Genomic DNA, 15,666 nt, shown 5'->3' with positions numbered 1-15,666 from the left:
CGCCGAGGCTGTCGTTTTTACAGGCCGCCGACGTCCACCAGACTGATGGCGTGGGTCTGGTAATCGGCACTGCCCAGCGCGACGCCTGCACGGTTGCGCACGACGCCATCGCTGCCCTGCACCAGCGGCTCGGACCGCACCCGGGCCATGAACTGCCGCGCGCGCAGCGCCAGCGGACCCGGCGCGCCCTGCTGCGCCGAGCGCATCAGCGGGGTGAGCACGCGGTCGACCAGATCGCCATTCAGGGTATAGACCCGGGTCAGGCCGGTGCGCAGGTCCAAGGTCATGCCGTAGGTGTTGCCGAAACAGCTGGACCAGGACCAGTGCTCCCAGTTCGGCCGCAGACCGTTCTGGCGCAACACGGCGCGCACCGGCTCGCCGATGCTTTCACCGCCCAGCCAATCGCCGCCCGCCATCACCGCGCTGACCCTGTCCGACGCCTGACTGCGGATGCGTGCCAGCACGCCGCGTACCGACTGCTCGATCAGGGGCTTGATGTTGTGGTCGAAGTGGATCACCGCACCGGCCTGGGTGCTGGGGTTGTACAGCGACACGGCCACGCAGGTCTGGGCGTTGAGGGTGAACAGATAATTGTCGTCGGTTTCTTGGCTCAAGCGCCCCACCACCGCCTCGCCTTGCAGCGCGCCGCGGCGGTTGTCCGGCTGGCCGACGCCGGCGGTGATCTGCCGAGGCTGGGTGATACGCCCGCCATCGCGCACCGGCGCGCCGCCACGCAAGCCACTACTGTGGGGCAGCCAGCGCCCTTGTGGCCCCAGGACCACGGCTTGGCGGTGATAGCTGCCGGGATTGTTGCCCTTGACCACGCGCAGGGTGGCATGGGCGCTGTCGTATTCGACCTTGAACAAGCGACCCTGCTGGCGGATGAAATACTCGGCATCGGCCGCCTCGGCCGTGGCCGTGGAACGCCAGGTGCCGGCCCAGATGCCCTCTTCGCCCACTTCGTGCAAGGCCTGCGGCGCACGCTGCACCGCCCAATGCCGATCGAGTTGCACACCGGGCTGGCGCATCGACTGGCTCAGCACCGGACGTGGCCGCAGCCAGCGCTGGCCCAGGTCGCGCAACACCGGCTTGACCGCCTTGAGGCTCGCGCCGGGCAAGTGCGCCAACAGCCCGAGCGCGCCCCACGACACCTCCAGCCAGGCTTGCAGCGCGCGCGCCGTGTCGCCCTTGCTGTGGGCGATCACCGCCTCGCGCAACGGCGCCACCACGAACCAGGCCCCGATGAAGGCGGCGAAGGGTGGATAGACCATGCTCAGCGGCGCGGCGAACAGCAGACCCTTGACCACCTGATCGCGGATCACCTCGGCGCGGCTGGCGGTGGCGTCCTCGACATCAGCCAGCGCGTGCTCGATGTACAGGTCGTACTCGTTCGCCAAGCCCGCCACCTGGTTGAGCCGACGCAGCGCATCGCGATGGCCGCTGCCGCTGGCCAGTGCCTGCAAACGCGCCAGTACGGCCGCATGCTGGCTGAGGCGCGTGCGTGTCAGCAGGTAACCGCGCAGCGACCCGCCCGCCGCCCGGTCGAGCTCGGCGTAGGGGCGCAGCTGGAAACCGTCAGGGGCGCCAGGGGTGTACAGCCAGTCCTGGGCCTCGCTGCCCTGCATCCAGCGGAACACGTACGCGCCCAGGATCGGCGCGTCGTCCAGGGTGAGCCGAACCAGGCCGGAGCTATCCAGCACGGTTTCGGCCGTGTCCTGGGGCAAGTCCAGGGTAGCGGTCGCGGCCAAGGCGTTGAGCCGTGCCATCAGCCCCTCATAGGTGGCGCGGTCGATGTGGCCCTGGGCCAACGCCTCGCGCACGTCCCGGTCCATGCCGGTGGCCAGGGCGCGGGCGAAGGTCTGACGCTTGGGGCCATAGTCGGCGGCGTGCAGGTGCTGGGCGCGCATCGCCGCCGCGTACCGCTCGCCCAGGTAGGCGCGCCGCGCGTAGTGCGCCAGATCGGCACTGCGCAGGGCGGTCAGGTCTTGGCCGACACTGGAGCGCACGCCATGCTCGGGGTGGTCGATGCCGCTGTTGTCGTCGTAGCCGAAGCTCACCAGATCGACCAGATTGATCGTGGCCGCACGGCCATCGGCCAGGCCCGGCTGGTAGTCGATGAGAATCGACTCGGGATCGACCGCCTCGTCCACCCCCTGGCTGCGCAGATAGGGCTCGATGGCCTGGGCGATGGCGCCGCGCGCGTAGTGCTGGAAGCTCTGCCAGCCGCCCAGGGCATCGGCGAAGTCCTGTTCGGCATGGCTCGCCTGCTGGCGCAGCAGGTTGATCGCTCGCTGTTCTTCCAGCGCCAAGGCGCTGTACCAGGCCGGAACCTGGCTGCCCGACACCTCGTCGAGCTGGGCCTGGAGACGCGCCCGTACGCCGTGCTCGAGCGCTTGGCGATAATCGCCGAAGGGGCTCAGGTGCGCTTGTTCGGTAGACCAGTCGCTGGGCCTTTCCACCACCGCTTCGATCGCCTGGGCCACCCGCTCGCGCTCGGCCAGGGCTACCTGCGCCTGCACATAGGCGCGCCCCGGCGCCTCGCGCAGCCAGCCGCCCAACTCTTCGGACAATTGCAAGGGCGAACGCAGCTCCACCCACTCCTGCCCGTCGGGTTTACCGGGCGCGTAGAGCAATAAGGTCTGCGGCACGCCTTCGTCACCGCTCAGGGCGAACACGCGCAGGTCGGCGCACAGCGCCTCGAACACCCGCACCCCGTTGACCGCGACCCCGGTGCCGGTGCCGGCCGCCGCCTCCAGCACGCGCGCGTACTGGGCGTCGGTCATGTGCCCGGCGAAAGCCCCGACCAGCGCGCTGTACTTGAGCGCCAAGTCGGCCGCATCGAGCAGCGCGCTGTGTACCTCGGAGTGGGCGGCGTGTTGGCGCAGCGCCTCGGGGTAGCCGGCCAGGTAGTCGGCGCCCGACAGCAACTGTTGCACCTGCTCGGCCGTCGGCACCACGCCCAGGCGCACGGCGCTGCCGATGTCGTCGACCTGATAGAGCTGGCCGAGGTCCCGCGCGCCGCGACTGGCCAGCTCGCTCAGCGTGAGTTCGACAGGTGGGCGGTCGGCGGTATCGCGGCGCGACAGGCGCAGGCGGATCAAATCGGGAGACAGTTCGTTGTCGTACTGCTCGCGCAGCGCTTCACCGAGCCGTTGACGTACATGGGCTTGCAGGTCGATCACGGGTGAAAATAACACCATGGCGTGCTGTTCGGCGGCGCGCCACAGTTCCAGCGCTTCGGTGAGGCGCGCGCTCTGCGCGTCGTCGAGCTGTTTGCGCCAGTCCGGCAGTTGCGTCCGGCCCAGGCGATCGATGGCCTCGCGCTCCTCGCCGGTGGCCAGGGCCGGCAGCACCGCCTGCTCGTGCCAGGCCTGTTGCAACGCTCCGATCAGCAGGCGCGCCCCTGGCGCATCCATGCCGGCCAGGGCCTGCGGCTGCAAGGCGTCGCCCATGGCCTGGAGGTGGGCGTCCAGCCAGGCGTCGATGCGCAGCCGGTAGTCCTCGGCCGCGTCGATGCCCGCCGGCGTGGGGCTCCAGTAGCGGCGTACGGCATCCTCGTAGTGCTCCAGCAGACGGCTACCGACGCTCTCGACCAGCTGTACGGTGGCTTCGCGGCGTTCTTCGGGAATTTCCTGGACGCTCAGATCCTCCCAGCGCCAAGGCGCGTGCAGGGCCTGGTCGTAGACCACCGGCGCCTGGTCGATGTGCCGCAGCAGGGCGGCGTCGATCATGTCCTGCACGAAGCGCGGGTCGATCGGCCCTGGGAAGTAGGTGCGCAACTCGACGCCGACCTGCTCCTCCAGCACTTCGAGAAAACGCGGCTGGGCGCGCAGGCGTGGTTCGACGTACGCGGCCCACGCGACCAGGCGGTCGAGCGTCGTGGCGATGGAGGAAGGCACCAGCGGGGTATCGGTCGATGTGCTCACAGGGGAAGGCTCCAGGCAGACAAAAGGGCCGTCACCCTGCGCCGCGTGCTGCCTGGGCAAGGGCTATTTATTGCTCGCCCGGCGCGGGAGTTCCCCATTTCCCGGTGCCTGGCGTAGACTGCGCGCTTTGCGCAGCCCTGCCGCTGCCCCGTCGATTTTTCTAAGGTACCCGCCATGCCCTGGCTGCAAGTACGCCTGGCCATCAGCCCGGAACAAGCCGAAACCTACGAAGATGCGCTGCTCGAAGTCGGCGCCGTGTCGGTCACGTTCATGGACGCCGAAGACCAGCCGATCTTCGAACCCGATCTCAATACCACGCCGCTGTGGTCCAACACCCACCTGCTGGCGCTGTTCGAAGCCGACGCCGAGCCGCAGGCGGTGTTCGCCCACCTGCAATTGCTCACCGGCGCCGCGCTGCCCGAGCATCAGGCCGAGGTGATCGAAGACCAGGACTGGGAGCGCAGCTGGATGGACAACTTCCAGCCCATGCGTTTCGGCCGGCGCCTATGGATCGTGCCGAGCTGGCACGACGCGCCCGAGCCCGAGGCCGTCAACCTGCTGCTCGACCCGGGCCTGGCCTTCGGCACCGGCACCCACCCCACCACCGCGCTGTGCCTGGAGTGGCTCGACGGCCAACAACTGCAAGGCACGCAGGTCCTGGATTTTGGCTGCGGTTCGGGCATTCTGGCCATCGCCGCGCTGCTGCTGGGCGCGCGCGAGGCGGTCGGCACCGACATCGACGTGCAGGCGCTGGAGGCCTCGCGCGACAATGCCGGGCGCAACGGCATCGCCGAGCAGCGTCTGGCTCTGTATCTGCCCGAGCACATGCCGGCCCTGCAGGCCGACGTGCTGGTCGCCAACATCCTGGCCGGGCCGCTGGTGTCGCTGGCCCCGCAACTGGCCGGGCTGGTGCGCGAGGGCGGGTTGCTGGCGCTGTCGGGCGTTCTCGCCGAACAGGGCGAAGAAGTGGCCGCCGCCTATGCGGACGCGTTCGACCTCGATCCGATCGCCGAGCGCGACGGCTGGGTGCGCATCAGTGGCCGCCGCCGCGGGGCGTGAAACCCGCTTCGTGCGGGGTCTTGCGCCGTGCCTGCGCACGGCGCGGGCCGTGCATGCCGAGCGCCCAGGGTGCTGGCACGGTAGGCCTGGGCCCGCATGGCCGCCCGGCGCCGCTTCGGTGTTGCGCAACGTCTAAAATCACTTTCCGCCCACCTCCACGGATCGCCGCATGACCGACAGTTTCGTCACCCAGTGCCCGCAATGCCAAACGCGCTTTCGCGTGACGCATCACCAGTTGAGCGTGGCCCGTGGCGTGGTCCGCTGCGGTCAATGCCTGCAAGTGTTCAGTGCGGCCAAGCAGTTGCTGGAGCAGAGCCAGGCGGCCACTGGCCAGGCGCTGGCGGCCGCAGCCGAGGGCCTGCCGCCTGCGGTGCCGACGGCGAATACCCCCGAGCCGAGTCTCCCGCCCGTGGCGGTGGCCCCCGTCGCGTCGACCCAGGCCGACTGGGACGCCACCCATTCGGCGCTCGACGCCCTGGACCTCGACCAGGCGCTGGCCAATCTGGAACGCCGGCACGTCGCCGCACCTTCCAACGATGCGGCGCAGCGTACGCCCTTGCAGGCACGGCGCGACGATGCTGGGCTCGACGAACACCTGCACGAACCCTTCGGCACCGCCGAGCGCGGCCAGGCCGACGAGCCTGCTGTGCCCTTCGCCCCTGTGCCCACCCTGGTGGAAACCCCGCAAGCCGACGAACACCACGACGAGCCGCGCACCGAACCGACCTTGCGCCTGGACGCCGTTGCGCCGGAGCCGCTCGCCGACGAGCAGCCGCGTCTAGGCCGGCCGCTGTCCGAAGAACGTTTGACGTCTCTGGGTAGCCTCAGTGCTCTGGATGACGAACCCCATGGCGAACGCCTGTCGGCCCATGAGGAGGCCGACGAGCCGAGCCCCGAACAAGACCCCGAAGAGCGCCTGGAACCGAGCCTCGGCCCACGCCCATCGCGCGGCCTTCGCAGCGAACCGTTGATCGACGTGGTCGACGACCCGCTGCAACTGGGCTGGGAAGCGCCGCCACCACGCTGGGGCCGGCGCCTGTTGTGGGGCCTGGCATGCGTGCTGGCCCTTGGTTTGCTGGCCTACCAATACGTGGCCTACCACTTCGACGAACTGGCCCGACAGGACAGCTACCGCCCCCTGTTCCAGCAGGTCTGCCCGCTGGTGGGCTGCACCGTGCCGACCCGCGTGGACGTGCAGCGCATCAAGAGCAGCAACCTGGTGGTGCGCAGCCACCCCGACTTCAAAGGCGCGCTGATCGTCGACGCGATCATCTACAACCGCGCGCCGTTCAGCCAGCCGTTCCCGCAGCTCGAACTGCGCTTCGCCGACCTCAACGGCCAACTGATCGCCAGCCGACGTTTCAAGCCCAGCGAATACCTTTCCGGAGAACTGGCCGGGCGCGGCGACATGCCGAGCCAGACACCGATCCACATCGCCCTGGACATCCTCGATCCGGGGCCGAAGGCGGTGAACTACAGTTTGAGCTTCCGCTCGCCGGAGTGAGGCGAGCAGCCCGAAGCCGGCCCCATTGGGCCGATGCCGGCCAGTCGAACAATCGGGGGCGCATAGAGGCCCATCGCTGATCGCTGGAAACGGGTCGCCGCCCTCCCAATTGCTCAGATTTTATCCAATTCCGTCTTTATCCAGTCACCCAGAGCGGGTATCATGCCCACCCTTTTTCGAACTCCCATGATCCGGCCCCACAACAGGGAACACCTATGTCGGCGGTACGCATCGGCCCTTACACACTGAACAACAACCTGATCCTCGCCCCCATGGCCGGGGTCACCGACCAGCCTTTCCGTACGCTTTGCCAGCGCCTGGGCGCGGGCATGGTGGTGTCGGAGATGGTCACCAGCGACATGAGCCTGTGGAACAGCCGCAAGTCGCGTCTGCGCCGTATCCATGAAGGCGATCCCGAGCCGCGCTCGGTACAGATCGCCGGTGGCGACGCGCAGATGCTGGCCGCGGCGGCCCGCGCCAATGTCGAAGCAGGCGCGCAGATCATCGACATCAACATGGGCTGCCCGGCGAAAAAAGTCTGCAACAAAGCCGCAGGCTCTGCTTTATTGAGAGATGAAGCGCTGGTCAGGGACATCCTCCACGCCGTGGTCGGCGCGGTGGACGTGCCGGTCACACTGAAAATCCGCACGGGTTGGGACCGCGCGAACAAGAACGGCCTGAACGTGGCGAAGATCGCGGAGCAGGCAGGCATCCAGGCCCTGGCGGTGCATGGCCGTACCCGGGCCGACCTGTACACCGGCGAAGCCGAATACGACACCATCGCGGCCATCGCCCAGGCGGTGTCGATCCCGGTCTTCGCCAACGGCGACATCACCTCGCCCGAAAAAGCCCGCGATGTCCTGCAGGCCACTGGCGCCAGCGGGCTGTTGATCGGCCGTGCCGCCCAGGGGCGGCCGTGGATATTTCGCGAAATCGCGCACTACCTGGAAACCGGCGAACACCTGCCGGCCCCGGCGCTGGACGAGGTGGAACGCATCCTGCTGGAGCACCTGGCCGCGCTGCACGCCTTCTATGGCGAGGTGATGGGCGTACGCATCGCCCGCAAGCACGTTGGCTGGTACCTGGCGACACGACCCGGCGGCAAGGAGTTTCGCGCCCGGTTCAACGCGCTGCAAGACACGCAGGCCCAACGCGACGACGTTGCCGCGTACTTCCAGGCGCGTCGAGAGCACCTTGAGACAGAGGACGGACGAGGGGTGGCCGCATGACGATGATGACCGAGACATTAGTGAGTGGAACAACGCCCGTGAGCGACAACGCCAACCTGAAACAGCACCTCAACACGCCGAGCGAAGAAGGCCAGACCCTTCGCGACAGCGTCGAAAAGGCGCTGCACAACTACTTCGCCCACCTCGAAGGCGCCACTGTCACGGACGTGTACAACCTGGTGCTCTCGGAGGTCGAGGCGCCGTTGCTGGAAAGTGTGATGAATTACGTCAAGGGCAACCAGACCAAGGCCAGCGAGATGCTCGGCCTCAACCGTGGCACCCTGCGCAAGAAGCTCAAGCAGTACGACCTGCTCTAGGCCAGAATCCAACCCGAAAAGGCGGCTCCTGATAAGAGACGCCTTTTTTGCTGACTCCACCGCGTTATGGAATCCGAAATGACCGACCAGACTACCCGCCTGCCGATTCGCCGCGCCCTGATCAGTGTCTCCGACAAGACCGGGATCCTCGAATTTGCCCGTGAGCTGCAACAGCTCGGGGTCGAGATCCTGTCCACCGGCGGCACCTACAAGCTGCTCAAGGACAACGGCGTGAACGCGGTGGAAGTGGCCGACTACACCGGCTTCGCCGAAATGATGGACGGCCGGGTCAAGACCCTGCATCCCAAGATCCACGGCGGCATCCTGGGCCGTCGCGGCACCGACGACGCCATCATGGCCGAGCACGGCATTCAGCCGATCGACCTGGTCGCGGTGAACCTGTATCCGTTCGAAGCCACCATCGCCAAGCCCGGCTGCGACCTGCCGACCGCCATCGAGAACATCGACATCGGCGGTCCGACCATGGTGCGTTCGGCGGCGAAAAACCATAAAGACGTCGCCATCGTGGTCAACGCCAGCGATTACGCCAGCGTCCTCGACAGCCTCAAGGCCGGTGGCCTGACCTACGCCCAGCGCTTCGACCTGATGCTCAAGGCGTTCGAGCACACCGCCGCCTACGACGGCATGATCGCCAACTACCTGGGCACCATCGACCAGTCCCGCGACACCCTCGGCACCGAAGAGCGCAGCGCCTTCCCGCGCACCTTCAACAGCCAGTTCGTCAAAGCCCAGGAGATGCGCTACGGCGAGAACCCGCACCAGAGCGCGGCGTTCTATGTCGAAGTCAACAAAGGCGAGGCGAGCATCTCCACCGCCGTCCAGCTGCAAGGCAAGGAACTGTCGTTCAACAATGTGGCCGACACCGACGCCGCGCTGGAATGCGTGAAGAGCTTCGTCAAGCCGGCCTGCGTCATCGTCAAGCACGCCAACCCGTGCGGCGTGGCCGTGGTGCCCGACGAAGACGGCGGCATCCGCCAGGCCTACGAGCTGGCCTACGCCACCGACAGCGAGTCGGCCTTCGGCGGCATCATCGCCTTCAACCGCGAGCTGGACGGCGCCACTGCCCAAGCCATCGTCGAGCGCCAGTTCGTCGAAGTGATCATCGCGCCGAAAATCTCCCAGGCCGCCCGTGACGTCGTGGCCGCCAAGCAGAACGTGCGCCTGCTCGAGTGCGGCGAGTGGCCGGCCGAGCGCGCCGCCGGTTGGGACTTCAAGCGGGTCAACGGTGGCCTGCTGGTGCAGAGCCGCGACAACGGCATGATCAGCGCCGACGACCTGAAGATCGTCACTAAGCGCGCCCCGACCGAACAGGAAATCCACGACCTGGTGTTCGCCTGGAAAGTGGCCAAGTTCGTCAAGTCCAACGCCATCGTCTACGCCAAGCAGCGCCAGACCATCGGTGTCGGCGCCGGCCAGATGAGCCGCGTCAACTCTGCGCGCATCGCCGCCATCAAGGCCGAGCACGCCGGTTTGCAGGTGCAGGGTGCGGTCATGGCGTCCGACGCCTTCTTCCCGTTCCGCGACGGCATCGACAATGCCGCCAAGGTGGGCATCAGCGCGGTGATCCAGCCGGGCGGCTCGATGCGCGATGCCGAAGTGATCGCGGCGGCCGACGAAGCCGGCATAGCCATGGTCTTCACCAGCATGCGCCACTTCCGCCACTGATTTTTTGCGATCGGCCGCGCTGAGGCAGGCATCTGCTGCGTTGGGGCCGGTTTCGCTGATGCTCATTGCCAGGAGGCAACTCCGCTCAGCGAAACCGGCCCCGCCTTGCATCTACCTGCCTCATCGCGACCTTGTACAGCGTGAGGCCTGGACCCACGCCCGACAGCATTCGAGGTTTTTGACATGAACGTTTTGATCATTGGCAGCGGTGGGCGCGAGCATGCCCTGGCCTGGAAAGTCGCGCAGGACCCGCGTGTCGAGAAAGTCTTCGTCGCGCCCGGCAACGCAGGCACCGCCACCGAGGCCAAGTGCGAGAACGTCGCCATCGACGTCACCGCCATCGAACAACTGGCAGACTTCGCCGAACAGAACGTGCAACTGACCATCGTCGGCCCGGAAGCGCCGCTGGTCAAAGGCGTGGTCGACCTGTTCCGCAGCCGTAAACTGGACTGCTTCGGTCCCACCCAGGCCGCCGCGCAGCTGGAAGGCTCGAAGGCCTTCGCCAAGGACTTCCTGGCTCGGCACAAGATCCCCACCGCCGAATACCAGAACTTCACCGAAATCGAGCCGGCGCTGGCCTATCTGCGGGAGAAAGGCGCGCCCATCGTCATCAAGGCCGACGGCCTGGCGGCGGGCAAAGGCGTGATCGTCGCCATGACCCTGCAGGAAGCCGAGGAGGCGGTGCGTGACATGCTCGCCGGCAACGCGTTCGGCGAGGCCGGTTCGCGGGTGGTCATCGAAGAGTTCCTCGACGGCGAAGAAGCCAGCTTCATCGTCATGGTCGACGGCCACAACGTGCTGCCCATGGCCACCAGCCAGGACCACAAACGCGTCGGCGACAAGGACACCGGGCCGAACACCGGTGGCATGGGTGCCTACTCCCCTGCCCCGGTGGTCACCGCCGAAGTGCACCAGCGGGTGATGGACCAGGTAATCTGGCCCACCGTGCGCGGCATGGCCGAGGAAGGCAACGTCTACACCGGTTTCCTCTATGCGGGGCTGATGATCGACAAGGCCGGCAACCCCAAGGTCATCGAATTCAACTGCCGCTTCGGCGACCCGGAAACCCAGCCGATCATGCTGCGCCTGGAGTCGAGCCTGGTGCTGCTGGTGGAAGCGGCGTTCGCCAAGGCCCTGGACAAGGTCGAAGCGCAGTGGAACCCGCGGCCGAGCCTGGGTGTGGTACTGGCGGCCGGCGGCTATCCGGGCGACTACGCCAAGGGTCAGGTCATCGAGGGCCTGCTGGCGGCGGCCAAGCTCGACGGCAAGGTGTTCCATGCCGGCACCGCCTTGAAAGACGGCAACGTCGTGGCCAACGGCGGTCGCGTGCTGTGCGCCACGGCCCTGGGCGAGAGCGTTGCGCTGGCGCAGGAACAGGCCTATCGTCTGGCCGGGCTGGTGCACTGGGAGCAAAGCTTCTACCGTACCGACATCGGCTATCGCGCCATCGCCCGCGAACGTGGCGAGCACCACGACTGAGCCTGTGTATCGCGTCGCGCGGCCCTTGGGCCCGCGCGGCGTTCGACCGGCCGAGCCTGCGCGGTCGGCCTTGTGTTCGTGCAGACGCGCCGCGCATAGTGGCCAATCGGCTATTGAGCTAAGAAGGGATTTCGTCTTGCGTCGGCTTCGGATTGCCATTGCCCTGATCGTCAGCCTGCTGACCGCACTGAGCCTGCTTCCGGCCCTGGCCGAGGAACGCGAAGGCTGGTCGATGCTGCTCGACGAGCAGGCCAACCTGCAACTGAGCGACGTGCGCTCGGCGCGCTACCTCAACCAATTCAGCCCGCAAGCGCTCGACCAGCTCGATGCCGCCAGCTCCGACCAGGCGTTGTGGCTGCACTACCGCCTCGAGCCCGGCGACCCGCAGCGCCTGCTGCGCCTGTTCGCCCCCGACCTTTCCCGTCTCGACCTGTATGCCCTGGATGGCGGCAAGATCGTGCGCCAGTGGCATCACGGCGTGCAGATCGATGGCGGCAGCCCGACCCTGCGCGGCAGCGAACACGTGCTGCCGTTGCCCAGCAGCGAGCGCCCGCTGGAGGTGTACCTGCGACTGGTATCCGAGCATCAGCTGCGCCCCGCGATCAGCCTGGAATCGGCTGCCGAGGCGGCTTCCGACCAGCGCCTGCCGCTGCTCTTCGGCCTGTTGATCGGCGGCATGCTGATGCTGATCCTCGACAACCTGGCGCGTTTCGGCAAGACCCGCTCGATCACCGCGCTGGTGCTGGGCCTGTACCACGCGCTGATGCTGCTCAGCGCACTGATCCTGCTCAACCTCAGCGGCCCCTGGTGGCAGATCTGGCACAACGCCCAGACGCCCGCGGCTTATCTCACCCTGGTCCTGGCCGGCATGGCCGGTCTGTACTTCACCCTGCAGTACTTCGCCGCCTGTGGCGCCCCGCGGCTGCGCCGCGTGTTGCAGATCGAGATCGTGGTCACCGGCCTTGGCGGGTTGCTGCTGCTGTTCGTCGACACCTTGCCGCTAAGCTTGATCACCTATGGGCTGTCGATCCTCAGCAGCGCCACCATGCTGCTGGTCGGTCTCTGCCATTGGCACCGCGGCTATGCGCCGGCACGTCCGTTCAGCCTGGCCATGCTGATCTTCAACGCCGGGGGCCTGGTGCTGCTGCCGGCCCTGCTCGGCCTGACCCGCACACCTACCCCCTGGCTGCTGTGCATGCTCATGGGCCTGGCGGTACTCAGCGGCCTGCTGCTCAACTTCGCCGTCAGCGAGCGCCTGTGGCGGATCAGCGAGGAGCGCTTCCGCGCCAGCCGCGCCTTGGCCGCCAGCGACGCCGAGATCAACGCCAAGGCCGAGTTTCTGGCCAAGATCAGCCACGAAATCCGCACGCCCATGAATGGCGTGCTGGGCATGACCGAGCTGCTGCTCGGCACGCCCTTGTCGGTCAAACAGCGCGATTACGTGCAGACCATCCACAGTGCCGGCAACGAGCTGCTGACCCTGATCAACGAGATTCTCGACCTGTCCCGGCTCGAGTCGCGGCAGATCGAACTGGACGATGTGCAGTTCGACCTCAACGCCTTGGTCGAAGACTGCCTGAACATCTTCCGCGGCAAGGCCGAGCAGCAGAACATCGAGCTGATCAGTTTCGTCCAGCCGCAAGTGCCGCAGGTGATCAGCGGCGATCCGACCCGCCTGCGCCAGGCCTTGTCGAGCCTGCTGGAAAATGCCGTGAGGAACACCGCTCAGGGCGAGGTGTTGCTGGTCGTCGCGCTCGATCAGCGCAGCGAGCCGCCGCGTTTGCGCATCACCGTGCAGGACAGCGGCGAACCGATGCCGAGCGCCGAGCGCGAAGCCTTGCTGCAGGCCGAGTTGCACAGCCATCAGTTCCTGTCGGACAACAAGCTCGGCGGCCACCTGGGCCTGGTCATCGCCAAACAGTTGATCGGCCTGATGGACGGTGAGTTCGGCATCAAGACCAGCACCGGCGTGGGCAACAACCTGTGGCTGACCCTGCCGCTGGACCCGGCGCGCCTGGAGCAGCCCGCCACCGACCTCGACGGTCCGCTGCGCGATGCCCGTGTGCTGGTGGTGGACGATAACGACACCTGCCGCAAAGTGCTGGTGCAGCAGTGCACCGCCTGGGGCATGAACGTCAGCGCAGTGCCTTCGGGCAAGGAAGCGCTGGCGTTGCTGCGCACCAAGGCGCACTTGCGCGACTACTTCGACGCGGTCCTGCTCGACCAGAACATGCCCGGCATGACCGGCATGCAGCTGGCCACCAAGATCAAGGAAGACCCGAGCCTGAACCACGACATCCTGGTGGTGATGCTGACCGGTATCAGCAACGCGCCGAGCAAGGTCATCGCGCGCAATGCCGGGATCAAACGCATCCTCGCCAAACCGGTGGCCGGCTACACGCTAAAGACCACCCTGGCCGAAGAACTGGCCCAGCGCGGCCGCGAGCAGTCCGGGCCGTCACCGGCGCTCGGCTCTGGGACGGCGCTGGTGCTGCCAGGCGACTTCCGCATTCTGGTCGCCGAAGACAACAGCATCTCCACCAAAGTGATCCGCGGCATGCTGGGCAAGCTCAACCTGGAGCCGGACACCGCCAGCAACGGCGACGAGGCGCTACAGGCGATGAAGTCGCAGCGCTACGACCTGGTCTTGATGGATTGCGAAATGCCGGTGCTCGACGGCTTTTCCGCCACCGAACAGCTGCGCGCCTGGGAGACTGCGAACCTGCGCGCCCGCACACCGGTGGTGGCGCTGACCGCGCACATCCTCAGCGAGCACAAGGAACGCGCGAAAGCGGCGGGCATGGATGGGCACATGGCCAAGCCTGTGGAGCTCTCGCAGTTGCGCGAGTTGATCCAGCGCTGGGCCGGACAAAGGCCGCCCGCCGACGGTGCCTGAGTCTTCGTACTGGTCGGGCACCGCCGCCGAAAAAGGGCTGGGATTACGTTGAAGGCTCGAGCCGAAACTCGCGGATCTGTCGACTTTGCTGAGCGGCCAAAGCCTTGGCGACCTTCGCCCGATGCTGTTGTTCGAACAAGCGTACGTTGAACCTGACCAACTCGGCCCTGACGCGGGTTTTACGCTGCTCGTCGAAGAGGAAGCCGAGCGTGCTGGACTGTGCCGTCAGCGTCTCATGGCATAGCACCATGTCGACCCGACTGCCGCCGCTCGGCGCGCAGGGCAGCAGGCGGAAGCTGCCGCACTCGATGGCGCTGTGTTCGAACTGCAATAGCGTCGGCGGCGCGCCACGCAACCCCGCATAGGCCAGGCGCATGGCGTCGACGTGCCGCTCGCCGGCCACCTGGCCGATAGCCGCCAGCGCCTTGTCGCGTACGTTCTTGCGCTGCTCGTCCGGCCAATGCACCTGCTCAGCGCTCAGCGCGTCCCACCCGTAGAACTGCAACTGCCTGCGGTAATAGTCGAACCAATCGGTCACCGAACCCTCTTTGTACGCCTGCGCAGTGCTCTGCTCGGCCATCAACAGCGCCAGCATGACCGACTCGCGCCGACGCTGATCGATGTGTGGCATGAACGAAACGATGCTGCTGCCCACTACGGCAGCCCCTGGTGTATCCATATGCACCTCCGGCGCAGCACAGGGCGTGCTGCGTCGTCTATTCAGTGGAGCGCGAATGCCTGGCAGGCGCCTACGCCCGCAGACCCGAAAAAGCGTGGCTCAGCACTAAGGCAGCTTGATGGCCAGGACACCTTGGGTGGCATGGGCGCCCAGTTTGCCCAGGATGTCTTCGCGCACGTTGGCGTATACCGCGCCGTTGAACGTCAGCACCGCCGTACCTTTGTAGAACTCGTTGCCTTCGATGTGGACGTTGATGCCGAGCACGTCGAGGTCGTTGTCCGGGGTCTTGACGTCCACGGCACTGACCACCATGTACAGCGAACCCTCGGACTCGACGCAGCCGACGATGCCGGTCAGGCCGTGCAGCGTGTTTTTTCTCTTGGACAAGAACACTTCGACGTCCTTGGTCATGGCTTCCAAGCCACTGAAGGCTTGCTCGGCCAACGCACCCAAGGCTTGGCCGATAGGGCCGCCCAATGCCGCACGGCCTACTGCACCAAAGACATTCAAGGCTACCGAGCCTACGGTGATGCTGGTACTGGAAGCGGTCTGCTTGTCATAGGCGCGCTCCTGCACGCTCCAACCGCACGTGCGCATCACTTCCAGCATGCGGTCGAACCACTCCTCGCGCTGCTCCTTGCGGCTGAACTCGGCGCTGGCGGCCAGGGCGGCGAACTGGAAGCTGTTCTGCGCATCCAGGCGATTCTGGGTCGACATGCCGGCGCGGTAGGTGGTGACGACGGTGTCGACCAGCGCGGCCGAATCTTCGGTGGTGGGGGTTTTGGACGTATCGCTCATGGCTGCTTTCCTCAAGTAAGCCCGTCCGTTCTGGACGGGGGGCCCACTCTAGAAAGACCGGCGCGAAGATGGCGGCTCGAAACGTTTCCCTGG

Annotated in this window: 10 protein-coding genes; 7 read left to right on the top strand and 3 right to left on the bottom strand. The window is 66.7% G+C overall.

The window, feature by feature from the left end; translation table 11 throughout:
• Nucleotides 1-17 precede the first annotated feature (17 nt).
• Nucleotides 18-3,926 (bottom strand): type III effector 1, encoded by a 3,909-nt coding sequence (locus B4M43_RS20820; protein ID WP_296269346.1) that lies wholly within the window; start codon nucleotides 3,924-3,926, stop codon nucleotides 18-20.
• Between the two features lie 174 nt (nucleotides 3,927-4,100).
• On the opposite strand from B4M43_RS20820, the gene prmA reads away from it, so the two are divergent.
• The 7 genes from prmA to B4M43_RS20785 all read left to right on the top strand — a co-directional run bounded on the left by prmA (nucleotide 4,101) and on the right by B4M43_RS20785 (nucleotide 14,096).
• Nucleotides 4,101-4,985 (top strand): 50S ribosomal protein L11 methyltransferase, encoded by an 885-nt coding sequence (prmA, locus tag B4M43_RS20815; protein ID WP_296269345.1) that lies wholly within the window; start codon nucleotides 4,101-4,103, stop codon nucleotides 4,983-4,985.
• Nucleotides 4,986-5,154: 169 nt separating this feature from the next.
• Complete coding sequence (locus B4M43_RS20810) at nucleotides 5,155-6,489, top strand: DUF3426 domain-containing protein (protein WP_296269344.1); 1,335 nt, start codon at nucleotides 5,155-5,157, stop codon at nucleotides 6,487-6,489.
• A gap of 215 nt (nucleotides 6,490-6,704) precedes the next feature.
• Nucleotides 6,705-7,718, top strand: coding sequence for a tRNA dihydrouridine synthase DusB (dusB, locus tag B4M43_RS20805; RefSeq protein ID WP_296269343.1), 1,014 nt, complete (start codon nucleotides 6,705-6,707; stop codon nucleotides 7,716-7,718).
• Nucleotides 7,715-8,035, top strand: coding sequence for a DNA-binding transcriptional regulator Fis (gene fis / locus B4M43_RS20800; protein WP_008093076.1), 321 nt, complete (start codon nucleotides 7,715-7,717; stop codon nucleotides 8,033-8,035). The genes dusB and fis overlap by 4 nt, the downstream gene beginning before the upstream one ends.
• Nucleotides 8,036-8,113: 78 nt before the next feature.
• On the top strand, nucleotides 8,114-9,721 hold the full coding sequence (gene purH, locus B4M43_RS20795; RefSeq protein WP_296269342.1) for a bifunctional phosphoribosylaminoimidazolecarboxamide formyltransferase/IMP cyclohydrolase: 1,608 nt from the start codon (nucleotides 8,114-8,116) through the stop codon (nucleotides 9,719-9,721).
• Nucleotides 9,722-9,904: 183 nt separating this feature from the next.
• The gene (gene purD, locus B4M43_RS20790; RefSeq protein ID WP_296269341.1) at nucleotides 9,905-11,200 is read left to right on the top strand and encodes a phosphoribosylamine--glycine ligase; all 1,296 of its coding nucleotides are present in this window, start codon (nucleotides 9,905-9,907) and stop codon (nucleotides 11,198-11,200) included.
• 136 nt (nucleotides 11,201-11,336) lie between these two features.
• Nucleotides 11,337-14,096, top strand: a complete 2,760-nt coding sequence (locus B4M43_RS20785) for a hybrid sensor histidine kinase/response regulator (RefSeq protein WP_296269340.1) — start codon at nucleotides 11,337-11,339, stop codon at nucleotides 14,094-14,096.
• Nucleotides 14,097-14,139: 43 nt separating this feature from the next.
• On the opposite strand, the gene B4M43_RS20780 is transcribed toward B4M43_RS20785, so the two are convergent.
• Both B4M43_RS20780 and B4M43_RS20775 read right to left on the bottom strand, forming a co-directional pair.
• Nucleotides 14,140-14,775 (bottom strand): hypothetical protein, encoded by a 636-nt coding sequence (locus B4M43_RS20780; RefSeq protein WP_296269339.1) that lies wholly within the window; start codon nucleotides 14,773-14,775, stop codon nucleotides 14,140-14,142.
• Nucleotides 14,776-14,880: 105 nt separating this feature from the next.
• Nucleotides 14,881-15,573: a hypothetical protein gene (locus tag B4M43_RS20775; RefSeq protein WP_296269338.1), complete on the bottom strand. Its 693-nt coding sequence runs from the start codon at nucleotides 15,571-15,573 to the stop codon at nucleotides 14,881-14,883.
• Nucleotides 15,574-15,666 lie beyond the last annotated feature (93 nt).

It is taken from the genome of Pseudomonas sp. UBA6562, from assembly GCF_002434265.1.
GTDB lineage: Bacteria > Pseudomonadota > Gammaproteobacteria > Pseudomonadales > Pseudomonadaceae > Aquipseudomonas.
Note: the sequence above shows the minus strand (reverse complement) of the source record. Positions and strands in the feature narration are given on the sequence as shown.